The 15,756-nt window shown below is 64.2% G+C and carries 13 protein-coding genes; 6 read left to right on the forward strand and 7 right to left on the reverse strand.

What is annotated here, in order from left to right; genetic code table 11:
* The first annotated feature begins 142 nt into the window (after positions 1 to 142).
* Positions 143 to 1,795, forward strand: coding sequence for a methyl-accepting chemotaxis protein (locus IGS58_RS27850; protein ID WP_034781259.1), 1,653 nt, complete (start codon positions 143 to 145; stop codon positions 1,793 to 1,795).
* A 16-nt stretch (positions 1,796 to 1,811) separates the two neighbouring features.
* Here the strand turns inward: IGS58_RS27850 and IGS58_RS27855 are convergent, their stop codons facing one another.
* Positions 1,812 to 2,237, reverse strand: a complete 426-nt coding sequence (locus tag IGS58_RS27855) for a hypothetical protein (protein WP_034781263.1) — start codon at positions 2,235 to 2,237, stop codon at positions 1,812 to 1,814.
* Positions 2,238 to 2,414: 177 nt separating this feature from the next.
* On the opposite strand from IGS58_RS27855, the gene IGS58_RS27860 reads away from it, so the two are divergent.
* Positions 2,415 to 3,113 carry a glutathione binding-like protein gene (locus IGS58_RS27860; protein WP_230523219.1) on the forward strand — a complete coding sequence of 233 codons (699 nt, stop codon included), beginning with the start codon at positions 2,415 to 2,417 and terminating at the stop codon, positions 3,111 to 3,113.
* A gap of 7 nt (positions 3,114 to 3,120) precedes the next feature.
* Here the strand turns inward: IGS58_RS27860 and uraH are convergent, their stop codons facing one another.
* Together uraH and IGS58_RS27870 are read right to left on the reverse strand one after the other, a co-directional pair.
* Complete coding sequence (gene uraH / locus IGS58_RS27865) at positions 3,121 to 3,531, reverse strand: hydroxyisourate hydrolase (RefSeq protein WP_230523220.1); 411 nt, start codon at positions 3,529 to 3,531, stop codon at positions 3,121 to 3,123.
* Positions 3,532 to 3,542: 11 nt separating this feature from the next.
* Positions 3,543 to 4,037 (reverse strand): GlcG/HbpS family heme-binding protein, encoded by a 495-nt coding sequence (locus IGS58_RS27870; protein ID WP_230523221.1) that lies wholly within the window; start codon positions 4,035 to 4,037, stop codon positions 3,543 to 3,545.
* A gap of 138 nt (positions 4,038 to 4,175) precedes the next feature.
* Between IGS58_RS27870 and IGS58_RS27875 the strand changes: the two genes are divergently transcribed.
* On the forward strand, positions 4,176 to 4,886 hold the full coding sequence (locus IGS58_RS27875; RefSeq protein ID WP_230523222.1) for a heavy metal response regulator transcription factor: 711 nt from the start codon (positions 4,176 to 4,178) through the stop codon (positions 4,884 to 4,886).
* Positions 4,883 to 6,283: a heavy metal sensor histidine kinase gene (locus tag IGS58_RS27880; protein WP_230523223.1), complete on the forward strand. Its 1,401-nt coding sequence runs from the start codon at positions 4,883 to 4,885 to the stop codon at positions 6,281 to 6,283. The genes IGS58_RS27875 and IGS58_RS27880 overlap by 4 nt, the downstream gene beginning before the upstream one ends.
* 156 nt (positions 6,284 to 6,439) lie before the next feature.
* Here IGS58_RS27880 and IGS58_RS27885 read toward each other — a convergent pair whose 3' ends face one another.
* The 3 genes from IGS58_RS27885 to IGS58_RS27895 all read right to left on the reverse strand — a co-directional run bounded on the left by IGS58_RS27885 (position 6,440) and on the right by IGS58_RS27895 (position 12,756).
* Positions 6,440 to 9,778, reverse strand: a complete 3,339-nt coding sequence (locus IGS58_RS27885) for a DEAD/DEAH box helicase (protein WP_230523224.1) — start codon at positions 9,776 to 9,778, stop codon at positions 6,440 to 6,442.
* A gap of 174 nt (positions 9,779 to 9,952) precedes the next feature.
* Positions 9,953 to 11,659, reverse strand: coding sequence for a methyl-accepting chemotaxis protein (locus IGS58_RS27890; RefSeq protein ID WP_034781286.1), 1,707 nt, complete (start codon positions 11,657 to 11,659; stop codon positions 9,953 to 9,955).
* A gap of 206 nt (positions 11,660 to 11,865) precedes the next feature.
* Positions 11,866 to 12,756, reverse strand: coding sequence for a LysR family transcriptional regulator (locus IGS58_RS27895; protein ID WP_230523225.1), 891 nt, complete (start codon positions 12,754 to 12,756; stop codon positions 11,866 to 11,868).
* Between the two features lie 112 nt (positions 12,757 to 12,868).
* Between IGS58_RS27895 and IGS58_RS27900 the strand changes: the two genes are divergently transcribed.
* A complete protein-coding gene (locus IGS58_RS27900; protein WP_442908385.1) occupies positions 12,869 to 14,050 on the forward strand; it encodes a serine hydrolase domain-containing protein in 1,182 nt (393 codons plus the stop codon).
* Entirely contained in the window at positions 14,047 to 15,237 is a 1,191-nt protein-coding gene (locus tag IGS58_RS27905; protein WP_230523226.1) for an MFS transporter, read from the forward strand. The genes IGS58_RS27900 and IGS58_RS27905 overlap by 4 nt, the downstream gene beginning before the upstream one ends.
* Here the strand turns inward: IGS58_RS27905 and IGS58_RS27910 are convergent.
* Positions 15,202 to 15,747 carry a DinB family protein gene (locus IGS58_RS27910; protein ID WP_211552152.1) on the reverse strand — a complete coding sequence of 182 codons (546 nt, stop codon included), beginning with the start codon at positions 15,745 to 15,747 and terminating at the stop codon, positions 15,202 to 15,204. The genes IGS58_RS27905 and IGS58_RS27910 overlap by 36 nt on opposite strands.
* Between the last annotated feature and the right edge of the window lie 9 nt (positions 15,748 to 15,756).

A 15,756-nucleotide genomic window follows, 5' to 3' on the forward strand; every position in this document is an offset into this window, starting at 1 on the left:
CATTGTAAATATCGGTCGTTCGAGCGTATGCTGAAGCAGTCTGAACGGTGCCGCCAGAGCACCGTCGCCGCCGCATTCCTGGCTTGCAGGGCAGGAAGCGGGCCACGCCCCATCGCCGCAAATAGATAGTTGGAGACACAGCATGAAGAAATTGACGTTCCAGCAGAAGTTATGGATTCCCCTGATTTGCAGCTTGTTGTGCATCACCGTTATTTTTGTCTATAACGCGCTGGAAGTGCGCAAGATCCGCATCGAAGAGCGCAGCGCCGACCTGAGCAATGCCGCCGACCTGGGCCTGGGCGCCGTCAAGATGTTCGGCGACCTGGCCGCCAGCGGCGCCTTGACGAAGGAAGAAGCGCAGAAGCAGGCCACGGCCGTCATCAAGAGCATGCGTTTCGGTGAAACCGGCTATTTGTCCATCATCAACCTCGATGCCGTCGTCGTGATGAATCCCGCCGCACCGCAAACCGATGGCAAGAACATGTCGGATTTCAAGGATGCCAACGGCACTTATCTGTACCGCGACATCGTTGCCGTGGGTAAGACCGATGCGGGCAAGGGCTTCGTCCACTATTATTTCCCCCGTCCCGGCCAGAAGACGCCGGAACCGAAGATGAGCCGCGTGGTGGCCTACAAGCCATGGAGCTGGACCATCGTGACGGGCGTGTACATGGATGATATCGATGCTGCCTTCCGCCAGTCGCTGCTGACTTCGCTGGGCGTGCTGGTCCTCGTGTGCGCGCTGCTGGCCGCCGTCGTCGTCGTGATCAACCGCAGCTTGCGCCATGCGCTGGGCGGCGATCCCGAGTATGCGGCCGACGTGGCCGAAAAGATCGCGAATAACGATTTGAGCGGCGTCGTGCGCACGCATGCCAACGACCGCCACAGCGTGCTGTACGCGATGAAAACCATGCAAGCCAACCTCGTCGATGCGATCAGTGAAATCCGCCACAGCGCCGAGACGATTGCCACGGCATCGAGCGAGATTGCCAGCGGCAATATGGACTTGTCGGCACGCACGGAAATGCAAGCCAGTTCGCTGGAAGAAACGGCGGCCTCGATGGAGGAATTGACTTCGACCGTGACACAAAACGCGGGCAACGCCGTGCAGGCGAATGAACTGGCGCAGTCCGCTTCCGCCGTGGCCCGCCAGGGCGGCGCCGTGGTGGCGCAAGTGATCGGCACCATGGATACCATCAATGCATCGTCGCGCAAGATCGTCGACATTATCGGCGTCATCGATGGCATCGCTTTCCAGACGAATATCCTGGCGCTTAACGCGGCCGTGGAAGCGGCGCGCGCCGGCGAGCAGGGACGCGGCTTTGCCGTGGTGGCGTCGGAAGTGCGCAACCTGGCCCAACGGTCCGCTGGCGCGGCGAAGGAAATCAAGGAGCTCATCGGCGCTTCCGTCGACAGCATCGCGGCAGGCAGCACGCTCGTCGCACAGGCGGGCACGACCATGGATCAGGTGGTGGCTTCCGTTTCGCGCGTGACCGACATCATGGCCGACATCACGGCCGCTTCGCACGAGCAAAGCACGGGCATCGGCCACGTCAACCAGGCGATCACGGAAATGGATAGCGTGACGCAGCAAAATGCGGCACTGGTGGAAGAGGCGGCGGCCGCGGCGTCGAGCATGCAGGACCAGGCGGCCGTGCTGGCGCAACTGGTGGCGCGCTTCAAGCTGTCGGCGCAGGAGCCGGGGATGGGGACGTCGCCGCGCCTGGCGGCAAGTTCGGCTGGCGCGCCACGCGCCGTGGCGAAAAAGCCGCTGCGCAGCCTGGCAGCGCGCTAGGGGTTTCGTTAAGGACTTACTGGGCTGGCGCCGCCGCCTGCGGCGCCGGTTCGAATTCCAGCTTGTCATCGACGACCACGAATTGCCCGACCGGCTGGCCCAGGTCGGCTTTCGGGTCGTTTTCCATTTCCGTCAGCGCATTGCAGGTATTCGTTTCCGCCTGCCACAGCTGCTTGCCCATGCGGATATTCCAGATGCCATCGCCGGCGGCAAACAGCTCGACGGTGATGTCGGCTGGCGCATCCGTCGACAGGGTATGCAGGCGCTGGCATTGCGGCAAATTGGTCGCCATCAGCTGCACTTCCACGGTATCTTGCCAAAAATAACGTTGCTGGCGGCGCACGGTCAGGGAATGGTCCTGTCCATCGAACATGTAGATGGCGAAGTCCTGGACACAGCCTGACAGCAGGACGGACAGCGTGACGATCAGGAGTTTGCGCATGGTCGGCTTTCTTGGTTGGTGCTCGGGAATGTCGTGATGCCTGCGTGACGGCGCTAGTGAATGCTTGCGCCGTCTTGTTTTTCGCTTACGTGGCATTATATCCATGCATATCAGTTGCGGCGCGACAATAGTGATGCGGAGGCCGCCTGCCCTACTTATCTATCTGGAAAGACCACGATGATTGACCTGTATTACTGGACCACGCCCAACGGGCACAAAGTGACGATGTTCCTGGAAGAAGCGGGCATCCCCTACAACATTATTCCCGTGCATATCGGCAAGGGTGACCAATTCAAGCCCGAATTCCTCGCCATCGCGCCGAACAACCGCATCCCCGCCATCGTCGACCAGGCGCCGGAAGATGGCGGCGCGCCCTTGTCCCTGTTCGAGTCGGGCGCGATTTTGCAATACCTGGCCGAGAAAAGCGGGCAATTCCTGCCGGACGACGTGCGGGGACGCGCCGAAGTGATGCAGTGGCTGTTCTGGCAAATGGGCGGCCTTGGCCCCATGGCCGGGCAAAACCACCATTTCGTGCAATATGCGCCCGAAGCCATCGACTACGCCATCACGCGCTACGTCAACGAAACGAACCGGCTATACGGCGTGCTGAACAAGCGCCTGGCGGACCGCGCATTCGTGGCCGGCGACAGCTATTCCATCGCCGACATGGCGATCTACCCGTGGATCGTGCCGCACGAGCGCCAGCGCCAGAAGCTGGAAGATTTCCCGCACCTGGCGCGCTGGTTCGCGGCCATTGCCGCCCGTCCCGCCACCGTGCGCGCGTATGCGCGGGCGGCTGAAATCAATGTGCAGCCCACCGTCAGCGGCGACGCGAAGAGCGTGCTGTTCGGGCAGACGGCGAAGACGGTGGCGTGATCAACGGTCAGTTTCCTCGGTAAGTGGAAAAACCAAAAGGACTGAGCAGCAAGGGAATGTGATAGTGCTGGTCGGTCTTTTCCACGTGGAATTGCACGGGGATTTCCGGGAAGAAGGTTTCCTGTTTCAGGCGCGCATAGTGCTCGCCTGTCTTGAACACGATGCGGTAATCGCCCGCCTGCATGGGAGCATCCTCCGGATACATGGCCGCGATGCGCCCCTGCGCATTTGTCACGGCGCTGGCCAACTGTTGCCAGCCTTCGCCTTTCTTTTGCTCCAGGGTGACCGTCACGCCCGCTGTCGGCAGGCCGCTCTGCAAGTCGAGGATGTGCACGCTCAAGGGATTGGCGGCGGCCAGGGCCATGCTGGACAGGCTGGCGAAGGCCAGGGCGGCGGTGATCTTTTTCAGGTACGTCATCGTCGTGTCTTTCAAAGGGTGGGGGAATCGAGTTCGGGGATGGCGGCCAGGGCAGCCTGGGCGCAGGCACGGTCTTGCTGCGCGCCACCGCCACCGGCCACGCCGATGGCGCCGACCACTTCTCCCTGGGCTCGCAAGGGCAGGCCGCCGCCCAGCAGCAACAGTTCCGGCACGGTGGTCAAATTACTCATGTCCGGATTGTTGCGGGCCGCCACGGCCAGCGCATAGGTATCGCTCTTGGTGGACAGCGCTGTATACGCCTTGCGCCGGCTGGCTTCCGTGTTGTGCGGTCCGACGCCGTCGGCGCGCTGCACGGTTACGATATTGCCGCCACGGTCCAGCACCGTGACGACGATATGCCGCCCTTGCGCCTGGCAAGCGGCCATGGCCGCGTTGGCCAGCTTGTTGGCCGCCGCCAGCGACAGGTCATTGACGTTGCGCAATTGCGCGTGGGCGGCACTGGCCAGCAGGCACAGCAGGGTACTGCCGAAAAGAAGGGTTTTCATGTGGCGTCCAGGGAATCAAGTGACGCCAGTATGGCCAGTGTTGCCCTACGAGAAGATGATCGCCGCATGACATTTTTATCATCCGCGGCGCCCGGCGCGCGGCGTAGAATGGTCTTATATTCTCTTTAGAAAGTGGCCATGCGCATCCTGGTAATCGAAGACGAACCGAAGACGGGCGACTATCTGTTGCGCGGCCTGGCCGAGTCCGGCTTTACGGTGAGCCTGGCGCGCAACGGCCGCGACGGCTTGCACATGGCCGGTACGGAGTCACCCGATCTCATCGTGCTCGACGTCATGCTGCCCATCATGGATGGCTGGCAAGTCTTGCGTGCGCTGCGGCTGCAGGAGGGCGGTGCGGACGTGCCCGTGATTTTCCTCACGGCGCGCGACGAAGTGCAAGACCGGGTCAAAGGGCTGGAATTGGGGGCCGACGATTACCTTGTGAAACCGTTTGCCTTTGCCGAACTGGTGGCGCGCATCCGCACTTTGCTGCGGCGCGGGCCGCCGCGCGAGGACGACGTGATCCGTATCGGCGACATGGAAATCGACGTGATGAAACGCAAGGTCAGCCGGCAAGGCCAGCGCATCACCCTGACGGCCAAGGAATTCGGCTTGCTGCATCTATTGGCGCGGCGCCAGGGCGAGGTCTTGTCGCGCTCCATCATCGCCTCGCAAGTGTGGGACATCAATTTCGAGAGCGACACTAACGTCATCGATGCGGTCATCCGCCGCCTGCGCAGCAAGCTCGACGACCCGTTCGAACCGAAGCTGATCCACACCTTGCGTGGCATGGGCTATGTCTGCGAATTGCGCGCGCCCACCGTGCCCGACAGCGGCGCCACGCAATGAAGCTGGCGCAACTCCGCCGCTCGCTGACCCTGCGCGTCACGCTCGTGTTCGTGCTGATCGTGGCGCTCGTGTCGGCCGGGCTGGGCATGCATTTGTACCGCTCGTTCGTCGCGGAAATCGAGCGCCGCGACGATATTTTGTTGCTGGGAAAACTGCGGCAGATCCAGCAACTGCTGGGCAATGCGGGCACCCTCGACATCATCCGCGAGCGACCCCAGTATTTCCGCGACACCATGAGCGGGCAAGAGAATTCCCTGGTCCGCATCGTGCGCGCCGATGGCACGCGTTTGATCGATGTCAATCCAAACGGCGAGACGGTGGCGCATCCTGTTCCCGTGGCCGTCGATGCGCCCGTGACAAGCAGCGCCATCGTCAGCTGGACCAGCCGCGACGGTTATCCGGCCAGGGTGGTGGCGGCCAGCGCGCGCATTGGCGACCCGGCGCAGATGGCCGACATATCCGTCGCCCGGGTCTACGGCGACCGCACGGCCATGTTTGCCGCCTACCGCTGGCAGATCGTCGTGTCCGTCGCCGTCAGCGCGCTGGTGGCGGCTTTGTTGTCGAGCGTGATGCTGCTGCGGGGACTGCGGCCGCTGCGCAATATCGCCGCCCATGCGGCCCTCGTGCGGCCGGGCAAGCTGGAGCAGCAACTCGATGCGCGTGGCGCGCCGACGGAGCTCTTGCCCTTGATCCAGGCGCTGAACGCCATGCTGGCGCGGCTGCAGGAAGGCTATGCGCGGCTGTCGCAGTTTTCCGCCGATCTGGCGCATGAATTCCGCACGCCCGTCACCAATCTGCTGGGGCAAAGCCAGGTCATGCTGGCCCGGCCCCGCAGCGCGCAAGACTATGAGCAGCTGGTCTCGTCGAATGTGGAAGAGCTGGAGCGGCTGTCGCGCATGATCGACAGCATGCTGTTCCTGGCGCGGGCGCAGCAGGATGAAATGGTGCTCGTCAAGCAAGTCTTGCCCGTGCAGGACGAGTTTTTAAGGCTGGCGGATTTTTTTGAAGGCTTGGCCGAAGAGCGCGAGCTGGCGCTGGCTTGCCACGGTAGCGGCGCGGTGACGGCCGAACCGCAACTGCTGCGCCGCGCGCTGGGCAATTTGCTGTCGAACGCGATCCGCCATGCGGCGCCAGGCAGCACGATACTGCTGCGCTCGCATGCGACGAACGAGGGTGTGGAATTGAGCGTGAGCAACCTCGGCCCCGCCATTCCCGCGCGCCACCTGCCGCACCTGTTCGAGCGTTTCTACCGCGCCGACCCGGCCCGCAGCGACTCGGCCGCCTCTACCGGCCTGGGCCTGGCCATCGTCACGGCCATCATGCAGCTGCACGGCGGCAGCGCGACCGTGGCGTCCGATGCGGCCGCCACGACGTTTACCCTGGTTTTTCCGGCGTAATTGACTGGGGTGGTGTCGGATTACGCTACGCTAATCCGACCTACGCCGCATTCCGGCACAGGGTAGGTCGGATTAGCGAGGCGAAGCCAAGCGTAATCCGACAAGAGCCGTCAATAATATTGTCGGATTACGTGGTCCCGTATGGTCTCGGGGCCGTCAGCCCATTTCCACCAAAAACTCATGCATGCCCGTATGCGCCAGTTGCGCACACGCTGGCGCAAAGTGCGGCAACTGCCCCCACAGCAGCGGGTTGCCGACGATGTACACGTAATGCTGCGCGCGCGTCAGGGCCACGTTGAGCAGGTTCGGCGTACTGGCCGCCCATTGCGCGGCGCCGGCCGTGCTGTCGTCGGCGCCGAGGACCAGCATCACCACGCTTTGTTCCTTGCCCTGGAAGGTGTGCACGGTGCCTACCATCTGGCTGCTCCACTGGCGCAATTCGCGCGCCGTCGGCGCCTTGCCGTAGCCAAGGCGGCGGTCCCAGTCCAAGTCCATGATGCGCGAGCGCAATTCGTTGCGCACGGCCTTGAACGGCGTGATCACATACATGTCGGGCAGCTTGCCGTCGCGGCGGTACAGTTTCAGCAGCACTTCCAGCACGAAGTCGAGCTGTACGGGCACGACTTGCTTGTAGCTGACGGTGCCGACGGCGTCGATCCAGCGGCTGGGGCCACGCGTCAGGCCCCGCGCGCCATCCGGCGGCGTGCGGTCGCTCAAGCCATATACCATCTTGTCTTCGTAGGCGATGCTGTTGGCCAGCGAAAACATCGGTTCCACGCAGCGGCGGTGCACGCGCAGGGGGCTGCCGATCCACAAGGGTTTTTCGCCGTTGGCGCCGACCACGGCGCCGTAGCGGTTGGCCTTGTCGGCCAGGGTCTGCACGGAAACGGAGGTTGGCGCGTAGCTGCCGTCCTGCGTGTGCGGTGACAGGGCGGACAGGGTCTGCACCAGGCGGCCCGGCACGGTGAATACGGGTTCGATCTGCAGCGGGTCGCCCACGACGACGGCGCGCCTGGCGCGCCACAGGCTGCCCAGCGCCGTTTGCGGTGGTGCTTGGCCCGCTTCATCGATGAACAGCCAGCCCAGCGATTCGGGGCCCATGCCCTGGAACTGGCGCGCGAACGAGGCAAACGTGGTCGACACGACGGGTACGACCATGAACAGGCTGTGCCAGACCATGGCGATGTGCGACTGGTCGTAGGCGCGCTTGTTTTTCAGCAATTTCGACACGGCCAGCAAGTTGCCGCCAAAGCCGGGGCCGCCTTTTTTTGCCACTTCCGCCAGCCATGCTTCATGCAGGGCCAGGGCCTTGGCGAACAGGCGCGAGCGCAGGCGCGCCAGCGCCGGTTCATGCCACAGGCCGCCAATTTGCAGGGCGTCGCCGTCCAGCTCGTCCAGGGTGGCCGGCGCGATGATGGTGGGGAAACGCATGCGCGCGCGGCGCAGCAGTTCCGTGCTGTCATCCCATTCGCGCTGGCGCGATTGCGCCGTGCGCAGGGCGATGTGCAGGCTGTTGCGGGCGCGCTCGCAGCGCGGCTCCAGTTCGCCTTTCAGCAGCAGCTTGATGGCGGACACGTCGCGCGCGGCCTGGCGCTGCGCTTCCGCGTTGGCGACAACGGCATCCTTGAAGGCGCGCGCGGGTGCCGTGCGGAACAGCCGGGCAAAGAAGCCCGGCTGCGTCAGCGCCACCAGGCGTTCTTCTTCCAGCAATTCCTTCTTGCTGGCGAGTAATGTCTCTTGCTGCGCCAGCGCGGAGGTCAGGGCGCCATTTGCCGCGTCCATCTCTTGCTCGGCAGCAATCAGCGCTTGCTGGCTGGCCTGCATGAAGTCTGCTTCCGTGCAAGTGCCCACGGCTTGCCACAGGGCGGCATATTGGGCGTGTTCGGCCAGGGCCTTTTCCACCACGTGTTCCGTCTCGCGAAACTCGCGTGCCGCCTGCGCGAAGCTCACGCCCTGGTAGCTGGCCAGCCACTGGCGGATATTTTGCGCATTCGGCGTCTTGCGCGCCGTGGTCTTGTCCCAGTCGTCGTCATAAAAATTGCTGACGAAGCGGCGGCGGTTGGCGCTGTTTCCCAGCGCACAGGACATCAAGCCCCATGGCGCTTCCGCCTCGGCCAGGGCGCGGTTGGCGCCATTGCCGTCGGCCACGACCCGGCGCGCCACGCTTTCAAAATAGCGCGTGCGCGCCCATTCCTTGCCCAGCTGCTTCGGTTTCGGGAGGTCGCCGGAAATGTTTTCCACCGCCGCGTTATTCGACGAAGCGACGACCATTTCAAAGCCCGTCAGTTCTGGACGCAAGCGGGCGATGGTAATCGGGTCGCGCACGCCTTCGAAGGCCACGGCCACTTTGCCGATGAAGGCGTCGCCGGCGCGGTCCAGGCAGGACAGCACGCTGGCGCGGCGCACGATGTTGTCGGCGAACAATTCGCGCAGCAAGGTCGTCTTGCCCGTGCCCGGCGGGCCGTTGACGGAAAAGATGCCCCGTTCGTTCAAGCCCGTGCGCGCGCCGTGGATGGCGAACTGTTGCATCAGGCTCATGGCATAGCTGGCGTCTTCCAGCCAGTGTCCCCGGTTCATATTGGCCGGATTGAGCATGGCGGCCAGCGCCTGGCGTCCGGCAGGGCTGTACAGGTCGATGCGCTCATCCTGTGCCAGCGGCGTCAGGTAGGCGGCCACCGTCGCGGGTAGCTTGCCGCCACGCAAGGCGCGGATGATCTGCTCCAGGTCGTCGAGGTAAAAACTGTTGAGGATATCGATCGATGGTTCCACCGCGTCGCCGAAGTCCAGGCTGCGGTTCTGGCTGGACTCCAGCGCATCGGCTTCCGTCACGGCGGCGCGTTTTTTGCGCGTGCGCAATTCCAGCACGGCCAGCGGCTGGCCTGCCGACGGGTGGAAGCCAGCCCAGTCGCGCAGCAGGTCGGCCAGGGCCGCGATTTCCATGCCGGACAGGGGCGACGAGACATTGCCTGCCTCGTCCGTCACTTGCTGCGGGGCGCGGCTTGCCGCGAAGTTGCGCAGGGTGTCTTGCAGCGCCAGCTGGCTGTCGCTGAAGGCGTCCAGGCTCAGGCCGGACCAGTCCGGCGTGCGGGCGCGGCCCAGGGCCCACGGCAACGTTGACACGGAAACGGGGTCGAACTGCGGCTCGCCCAGCGCATTGAGGTTCAGGCGGGCAAAGCACGAGCGTCCCAGCAGTTCTGTTTTTTCTGTTTCGGCAATATTTTCCGGGCCATCGGCCGGCGGACAGGCCTTGTTGATTTCGGCCTTGTCGAACACGCCGAGGAACAGCGAGAAGCCGTCGATCTCGCGGTCGGACGGCACTTGCCATTGCGTGGCGAACTGCAGCGGCAATTGCGCCAGCTGTTCGCGGTGCAGGAGGCGCACGGTGGACTGGTCTTCAACGTCCGTGATTTGATTCAGGTCAAACGGGATAAAGAATTCGATCTTGTGCCAATACTCCAGGATAGCCAGGAGGCGCTGCTGTTCTGCCTGATTCATGATGACCAATATTTTGTAAAGCGAGCGAGGATTGTAAAGCGTATGCGCGGTGCACGTTTTGCACTTTTGCCTATTGCGCGGGCTTTGCCGCAAAAAAAGTGGTGATTGCGGACGAAAAAAAGCCAGGCAGCAACTTCCTGCCTGGCTTTCCCGTGGGGAGGACGTTGCTATTGGTTAAAACTCTTCCCATTCGCTCTCGGCGGCAGCATTGCTGCGGCGTGCCGGCGCGGCCGCGACAGCCTTGCGCGCGGGTGCTGGCTTGGCGGCGGGGCGTGCGATGGCGGGCGCTGCTGGCGCGGCGCGCACAGGCGCCAGCTTGGGTGCGCTGGCGACATGGTTGCCGGTTTTAAAGAAACCCACCACGTGCGCCAGTTCGCCCGCCTGCTCCTGCATGCTTTGCGAAGCGGCCGCCGCTTCTTCCACCAGGGCCGCGTTTTGCTGCGTCACTTCATCCATCTGGGCAATGGCCATGTTGATCTGCTCGATGCCGATGGTCTGCTCGTGCGTGGCGGAAGTAATCTCTCCCATGATATCGGTCACGCGCACGATGCTGTCGACAATGTCGCCCATGGTCTGGCCCGCTTCATTGACGAGGCGCGAACCCGTGTCCACGTTGGCGACGGACGCGGCGATCAATTCCTTGATTTCCTTGGCGGCCGAGGCCGAACGGTGCGCCAGGTTGCGCACTTCCGTTGCCACGACGGCGAAGCCACGGCCCTGCTCGCCCGCGCGTGCCGCTTCCACGGCCGCGTTCAAGGCCAGGATATTCGTCTGGAAGGCGATGCCGTCGATGACGCCGATGATGTCGACGATTTTCTTCGACGACTCGTTGATGGTGCCCATGGTGTCGACCACTTGCGAGACGATGCTGCCGCCGCGTACGGCCACTTCCGACGCGCTTTTCGCCAGCTGGTTGGCCTGGCGCGCATTGTCCGCGTTCTGCTTCACGGTCGAGGTCAGCTCTTCCATGGCCGACGCCGTTTCTTCCAGCGAACTGGCTTGCTCTTCCGTGCGGGACGACAGGTCGAGGTTGCCGGCGGCAATTTCGCTCGATGCCGTGGAGATCGCATCCGTGCCGTTGCGCACTTGCGCCACCACGCCCAACAGGCTGTCGTTCATGGCTTTCAGGGCGCCCAGCAGGCGGCCCGTTTCATCGCTGGAATTGACGACGATGTGCGACGACAAGTCGCCCGAGGCCACGGTTTCGGCCACGCCCACGGCTGCATTGATGGGGCGGGTGATCGAGCGAGTGATGATCCAGGCAACAAAAGCGCCCAGCAGCACGGCCACGCTGCCCAGGGCAATCATGGAGGCGCGCGCGCTGGCGCTCAGCGTCTCGGCATCCGTCGCCGCCTGCGCCGCCTGCTCGCCTTCATACGCGACCAGGCTGTCGAGTGCGCCCAGCACGCGCTTCAGGCTCGGTGCCGCCTGCTGCGTCAAAAAGGCGATCGCTTCTTCCGTCTGGCCCGCATTGCGCAGCTCGATGACCTTGTTGTTCAGCGGCGCGCCCGATTTCAGGGCAGCGTCCAGCTCGGCCATCAGTGCCGTTTCCTTGTCCGTCGAGATTTTCTTTTGCAAGGTTTCCTTGGCGGCACCATATTTCTTGCGCGCCTCGCCGATCTTTGCCAGCTCCGCCTGCACCAGCGCTTCCGTCGGCGCCACCACGATGCTCGTGATCGCCAGCGTAATGTTGCGCACGTTGTCGCTCATGGTATTGGCGGCCGCCATCTTGACGTTCTTGTCGGCCACGATGTCGTGCGTGCGCGCGCTCAGTTGCCCCATGGAATACAGGCCGACGAGCAAGACGGCCACCAGCAGGCCGAGGACGACAGCAAACCCGATCCCGAGCCGGGTGCCGATTTTGAATTGTGTGAGTGACATGATTGCTTTCGTGTTGCGGAAGTGAAGGAAAACGTCGACAGGCCCGGGCTACGGGTTTATACGTAAGGGCGGCCAGCCTGTAATTGTTCCTCAAAATTCCGCACTGCAATACAAAAACTTGTATCAAGTCCCCGAAAAGTTAAAAAATTGGTAGCAAATTAAATAAGTTGTCGTGTGGAAACAACGAGCGCGGCGCTGGAGGCGGCTCAGTTTTCCGGAAACACGTGCGTGGCCAGGAAATCGATGAAGGCGCGCAGTTTCGGCGTCAGGTGGCGGCTGCTGGGCCACAGGATGCGAAAGGCGCCGTCGTGCTGGCGGTGCGCGTCCAGCACCGGCTGCAAGCGGCCTGCGGCGAGCGCCGTGCGCACGGCAAAGTCGGGCAGGGCGGCGATGCCCAGGCCGCTTTCGGCAAAGTGCAGCAGGGTGTTCACATTGTTGCAGTTGAGCAGCGCCGGCAAGCCGGCTGCCTGCAGGCTATTCCACTCGGGCAAGGGCCAGGCTTCGACCTTGCCGCTGCTGGGAAATTTATACAGCAGGCAAGTGTGCTGCGCCAGGTCGGCGGGAAGCAGCGGCGTGCCATGTTGCGCCAGATAGGCAGGCGCGGCCACCAGTTGCAGCTGAAACTGGCCCAGCTGGCGGCTCATCAAACGGCTGTCGGCACTTTCTCCCGCGCGCACGACGGCGTCATAGCCTTCCTCGATCACGTCGACCCGGCGGTCGCTGAAATCGAGGTCGAGTTCCACCTGCGGATAGGCGCGCGCAAATGCGGCCAGCACGGGATTGAGCAGGCTGCCCACCTGCGGCAGGCTGACGCGCAGGCGTCCTTGCGGTGCGCTCTTGCTATTCGATAACTCCAGCTCGGCCGCCTCGATCTCGCCCAGGATGCGCCGGCAGCGCTCGAGAAACACAGTCCCCTCGCTCGTCAGCGCGATGCTGCGCGTACTGCGGTGAAACAGGCGCACACCGAGGCGCTCTTCCAGCCGCGCGATGCTCTTGCCCACGGCCGAGGCGGAAATACCCAGCACCCGGCCCGCCGCCACAAAACTGCGCGTTTCGGCCGCCTGCACGAAGGCCGTGAATCCCGCCAGGTTATCCATTTTCCACCCTTTATTGCGGATGCAAATGTCCGCACAGACAGAAACTATAGCCTGTTTTTCTTTGATCGTACCTGGCTTACCTTGGCAGTCTGATCATTTGAAAGGTTACGTCATGATGTACAACTTCTCTCCCGCGGCCCTGTCCGCCCGCATCGATCCCTTGCTCGATGCCGTCTTGCGCCAGCAGCGCCTGGTGGGCGCCGTGGTGCTGGTGCGCCAGCGCGGCCAGGACGTGTACTGCCGCGCGGCCGGCCACCTGGACCGCGAGGCGGGCACGCCCATGATTGAGGACGCCGTCTTCCGCCTGGCGTCCGTGAGCAAACCCATCGTCTCCACGGCCGCGCTGGCGCTGGTGGGACAGCACCGCCTGAGCCTGGACGACCTGGTGACGCGCTGGCTGCCGTATTTTGCGCCGCGCCAGCCGGACGGCACGGTGGCGGCGATGACCGTGCGGCACTTGCTCACGCACACGGCCGGGCTCGACTATGGCTTTTTCCAGCCGCCGGGCGGCGCGTATGCGCAGGCGGGCGTGTCGGACGGCATGGATGCGTCCCGTATTTCCCTGGCAGACAACCTGCGCCGCCTGGCCACGGTGCCGCTCGCATATGCACCGGGCGAGCGCTGGGCCTACTCGATCGCCACCGACGTGCTGGGCGCCGTGATCGAAGCGGTGACTGCTTTGCCGCTGGCGCAGGCCGTGGCACAGCTGGTGACGGCGCCGCTGGCCATGCGCGACACGGGTTTTTTGGCTGCCGACCCGGCGCGCCTGGCCGTGGCCTATGCGGACCGCGCAGCGGGAGAGTCCCGGCCGCGCCGTTTGCTGGACGAGGGCGAAGACCATCTGCCGTTTCTCGACGGCATGGCAGGTTTTGCATTATCTCCGGCCCGCGCCCGCGATGCGCACGCGTATCCGTCCGGCGGCGCCGGCATGGTCGGCTCGGCGCCCGACTTCATGCGCTTGCTGGAGACCCTGCGCCTGGGTGGCGCGCCGTTGCTGCCGCCGGCGCTGGCGCGCCAGATGGGAGCAAACCAGACGGGCGGCTTCGACTTGCCGTTCTGGCCCGGTCGTGGCTTCGGCCTGGGGTTTACCGTCTTGACGGACCCGCTAGCCGCCGCCACGCCGGAGTCCGTGGGCACGTGGCGCATGGGCGGCACGTATGGCCATTCGTGGTTTGTTGACCCGGCGCAAGAATTGTCGGTGGTGGCATTCACGAATACGGCGCTGGAGGGCATGGCGGGGCCATTCGTGACGGAACTGTGCCAGGCCGTGTATGGCGCCAAGGAAATGCCATGACGCGCCCGCACCCCATCGTCTTTCTGGCGCTGGGCCTGTTCGGCGTGTATTGCATCGAGTTTGGCGTCGTCGGCATCTTGCCGATGATCATGCAGCGCTACGGCGTGACGGCCGCGCAGGCGGGCTTATTGGTGAGCCTGTTCGCGCTGGTGATCGCCGTGGGCGGCCCCTTCCTCGTGCTGCTGGCCACGCGCTGGCGCCGCAAGCGCGTGCTGATCGTTTCCCTGCTGGTGTTCGCGCTGGCCAGCGTGGCATCGGCGTATGCACCGCGCTTCGGGCTGCTGCTGGCGCTGCGCATCGTGCCGGCCCTGTTCCACCCCGTGTATTTCTCGCTGGCCATGGTGGCGGCCGTCGCCCTGTATCCGCCGCAGCAATCGGCGCGGGCCGGCGCGCATGCGTTCACGGGCACCAGCATGGGCATGGTGCTGGGGATTCCGCTCACTACCTGGATTGCCGCGCAATATGGTTACGAGGCATCGTTCCTTGCCTGCGCGCTGATGAATGCGCTGGCGGCGCTGGGTTTGACCCTGTTCTTGCCCGACACGCCGCAGGAGGCGCCCATGGCATATGGCCGCCAGCTGGCCGTGCTGCGCAAGCCTGCTCTGTGGTTCAATATTGCCGCTGCCGTGCTGGTGTTTGCCGCCATGTTTGCCGTGTATGCGTATGCGGCCGCGTATCTGCAACAGGAAGCGGGCTTGTCGGCGCGCCAGACGGGGCTGGCGCTGGTGGTGTTTGGTATCGGTGGCGTAGCGGGCAATCTGTTCGCGGGGCGCCAGCTGGGCACGCATGTGCTGCGCACGGTCTTGCTGCAGCCGCTCTTGCTGGGGCTGGCGTACTGGTTGTTGTACCAGTATGCGGGTGGCGATATCGGCTGGGCGGCGCTGGTCGTGCTGCTGCTGTTCTGGGGCGCCGCGCACACGAGCGGGCTGATCGTGACGCAAGTGTGGCTCAGCAGCGAAGCGCGCGAGGCGCCCGCGTTCGCCATCGGCGTGTATATTGCCGCCATCAACCTGGGCGTGACTGTAGGCGCGCTGGCCGGCGGCGTCGCCATTGAGCACTACGGCATGCAGGGGGCGCTGGCTTGCGGCGGGCTGCTGGGGGCGGTGGCGCTGGGCTTGATCTTGCTCAAGGCGTGGCTGTACCGCCCGTCGTCAGTCGGCAATATGGTTGGGGATGCGAAACAGTAGATCCGTGTCGCCGATGTCCACGCCCGCTTGCGACAGCAGGGTGCTGGCCTGGCCCCGGTGGTGCGTCTGGTGGTTGAAGAAATGCATGAGCAGGCTGAAAAACTCGCGCCGGTTCGGCCCCTTGCTATTGCGGTAGTCGAGCAAATGGTCGAGGTCGGCTTCCGTGATCGAGGCTGTCCAGTCGATGATGAGCTGGTCCAGCCATTGCCGGTGCGCGTGCATGGCGGCAAAATCGTCGGCCGCGAACAGCGGGTGCGTGAGCGAGGCGGGCGGGGTGATGGCGCGGATGGGGTCGAGCAGGGGAAAGCCGGCCGGGTGCTTCGCATAGCGCTGCAGCCACAGCGTGTCGCCCACCATCACGTGGTTCAGGGTGGCCAGCAGGGAGCCGAAGAAGGCGCCCCGCTCGCGCTGCAGCTCGCCGGGTGGCAGGCTGGCCGCCGCCGCGTACACCTTGGCATTCATCCACTGGTTGTAATCGGCCATCAGGCAAAGGTGGGCGCAACGGCTCATGGTGATGAA

The organism is Janthinobacterium sp. EB271-G4-7A, from assembly GCF_020858075.1.
Classification (GTDB): Bacteria; Pseudomonadota; Gammaproteobacteria; order Burkholderiales; family Burkholderiaceae_D; genus Janthinobacterium; species Janthinobacterium lividum.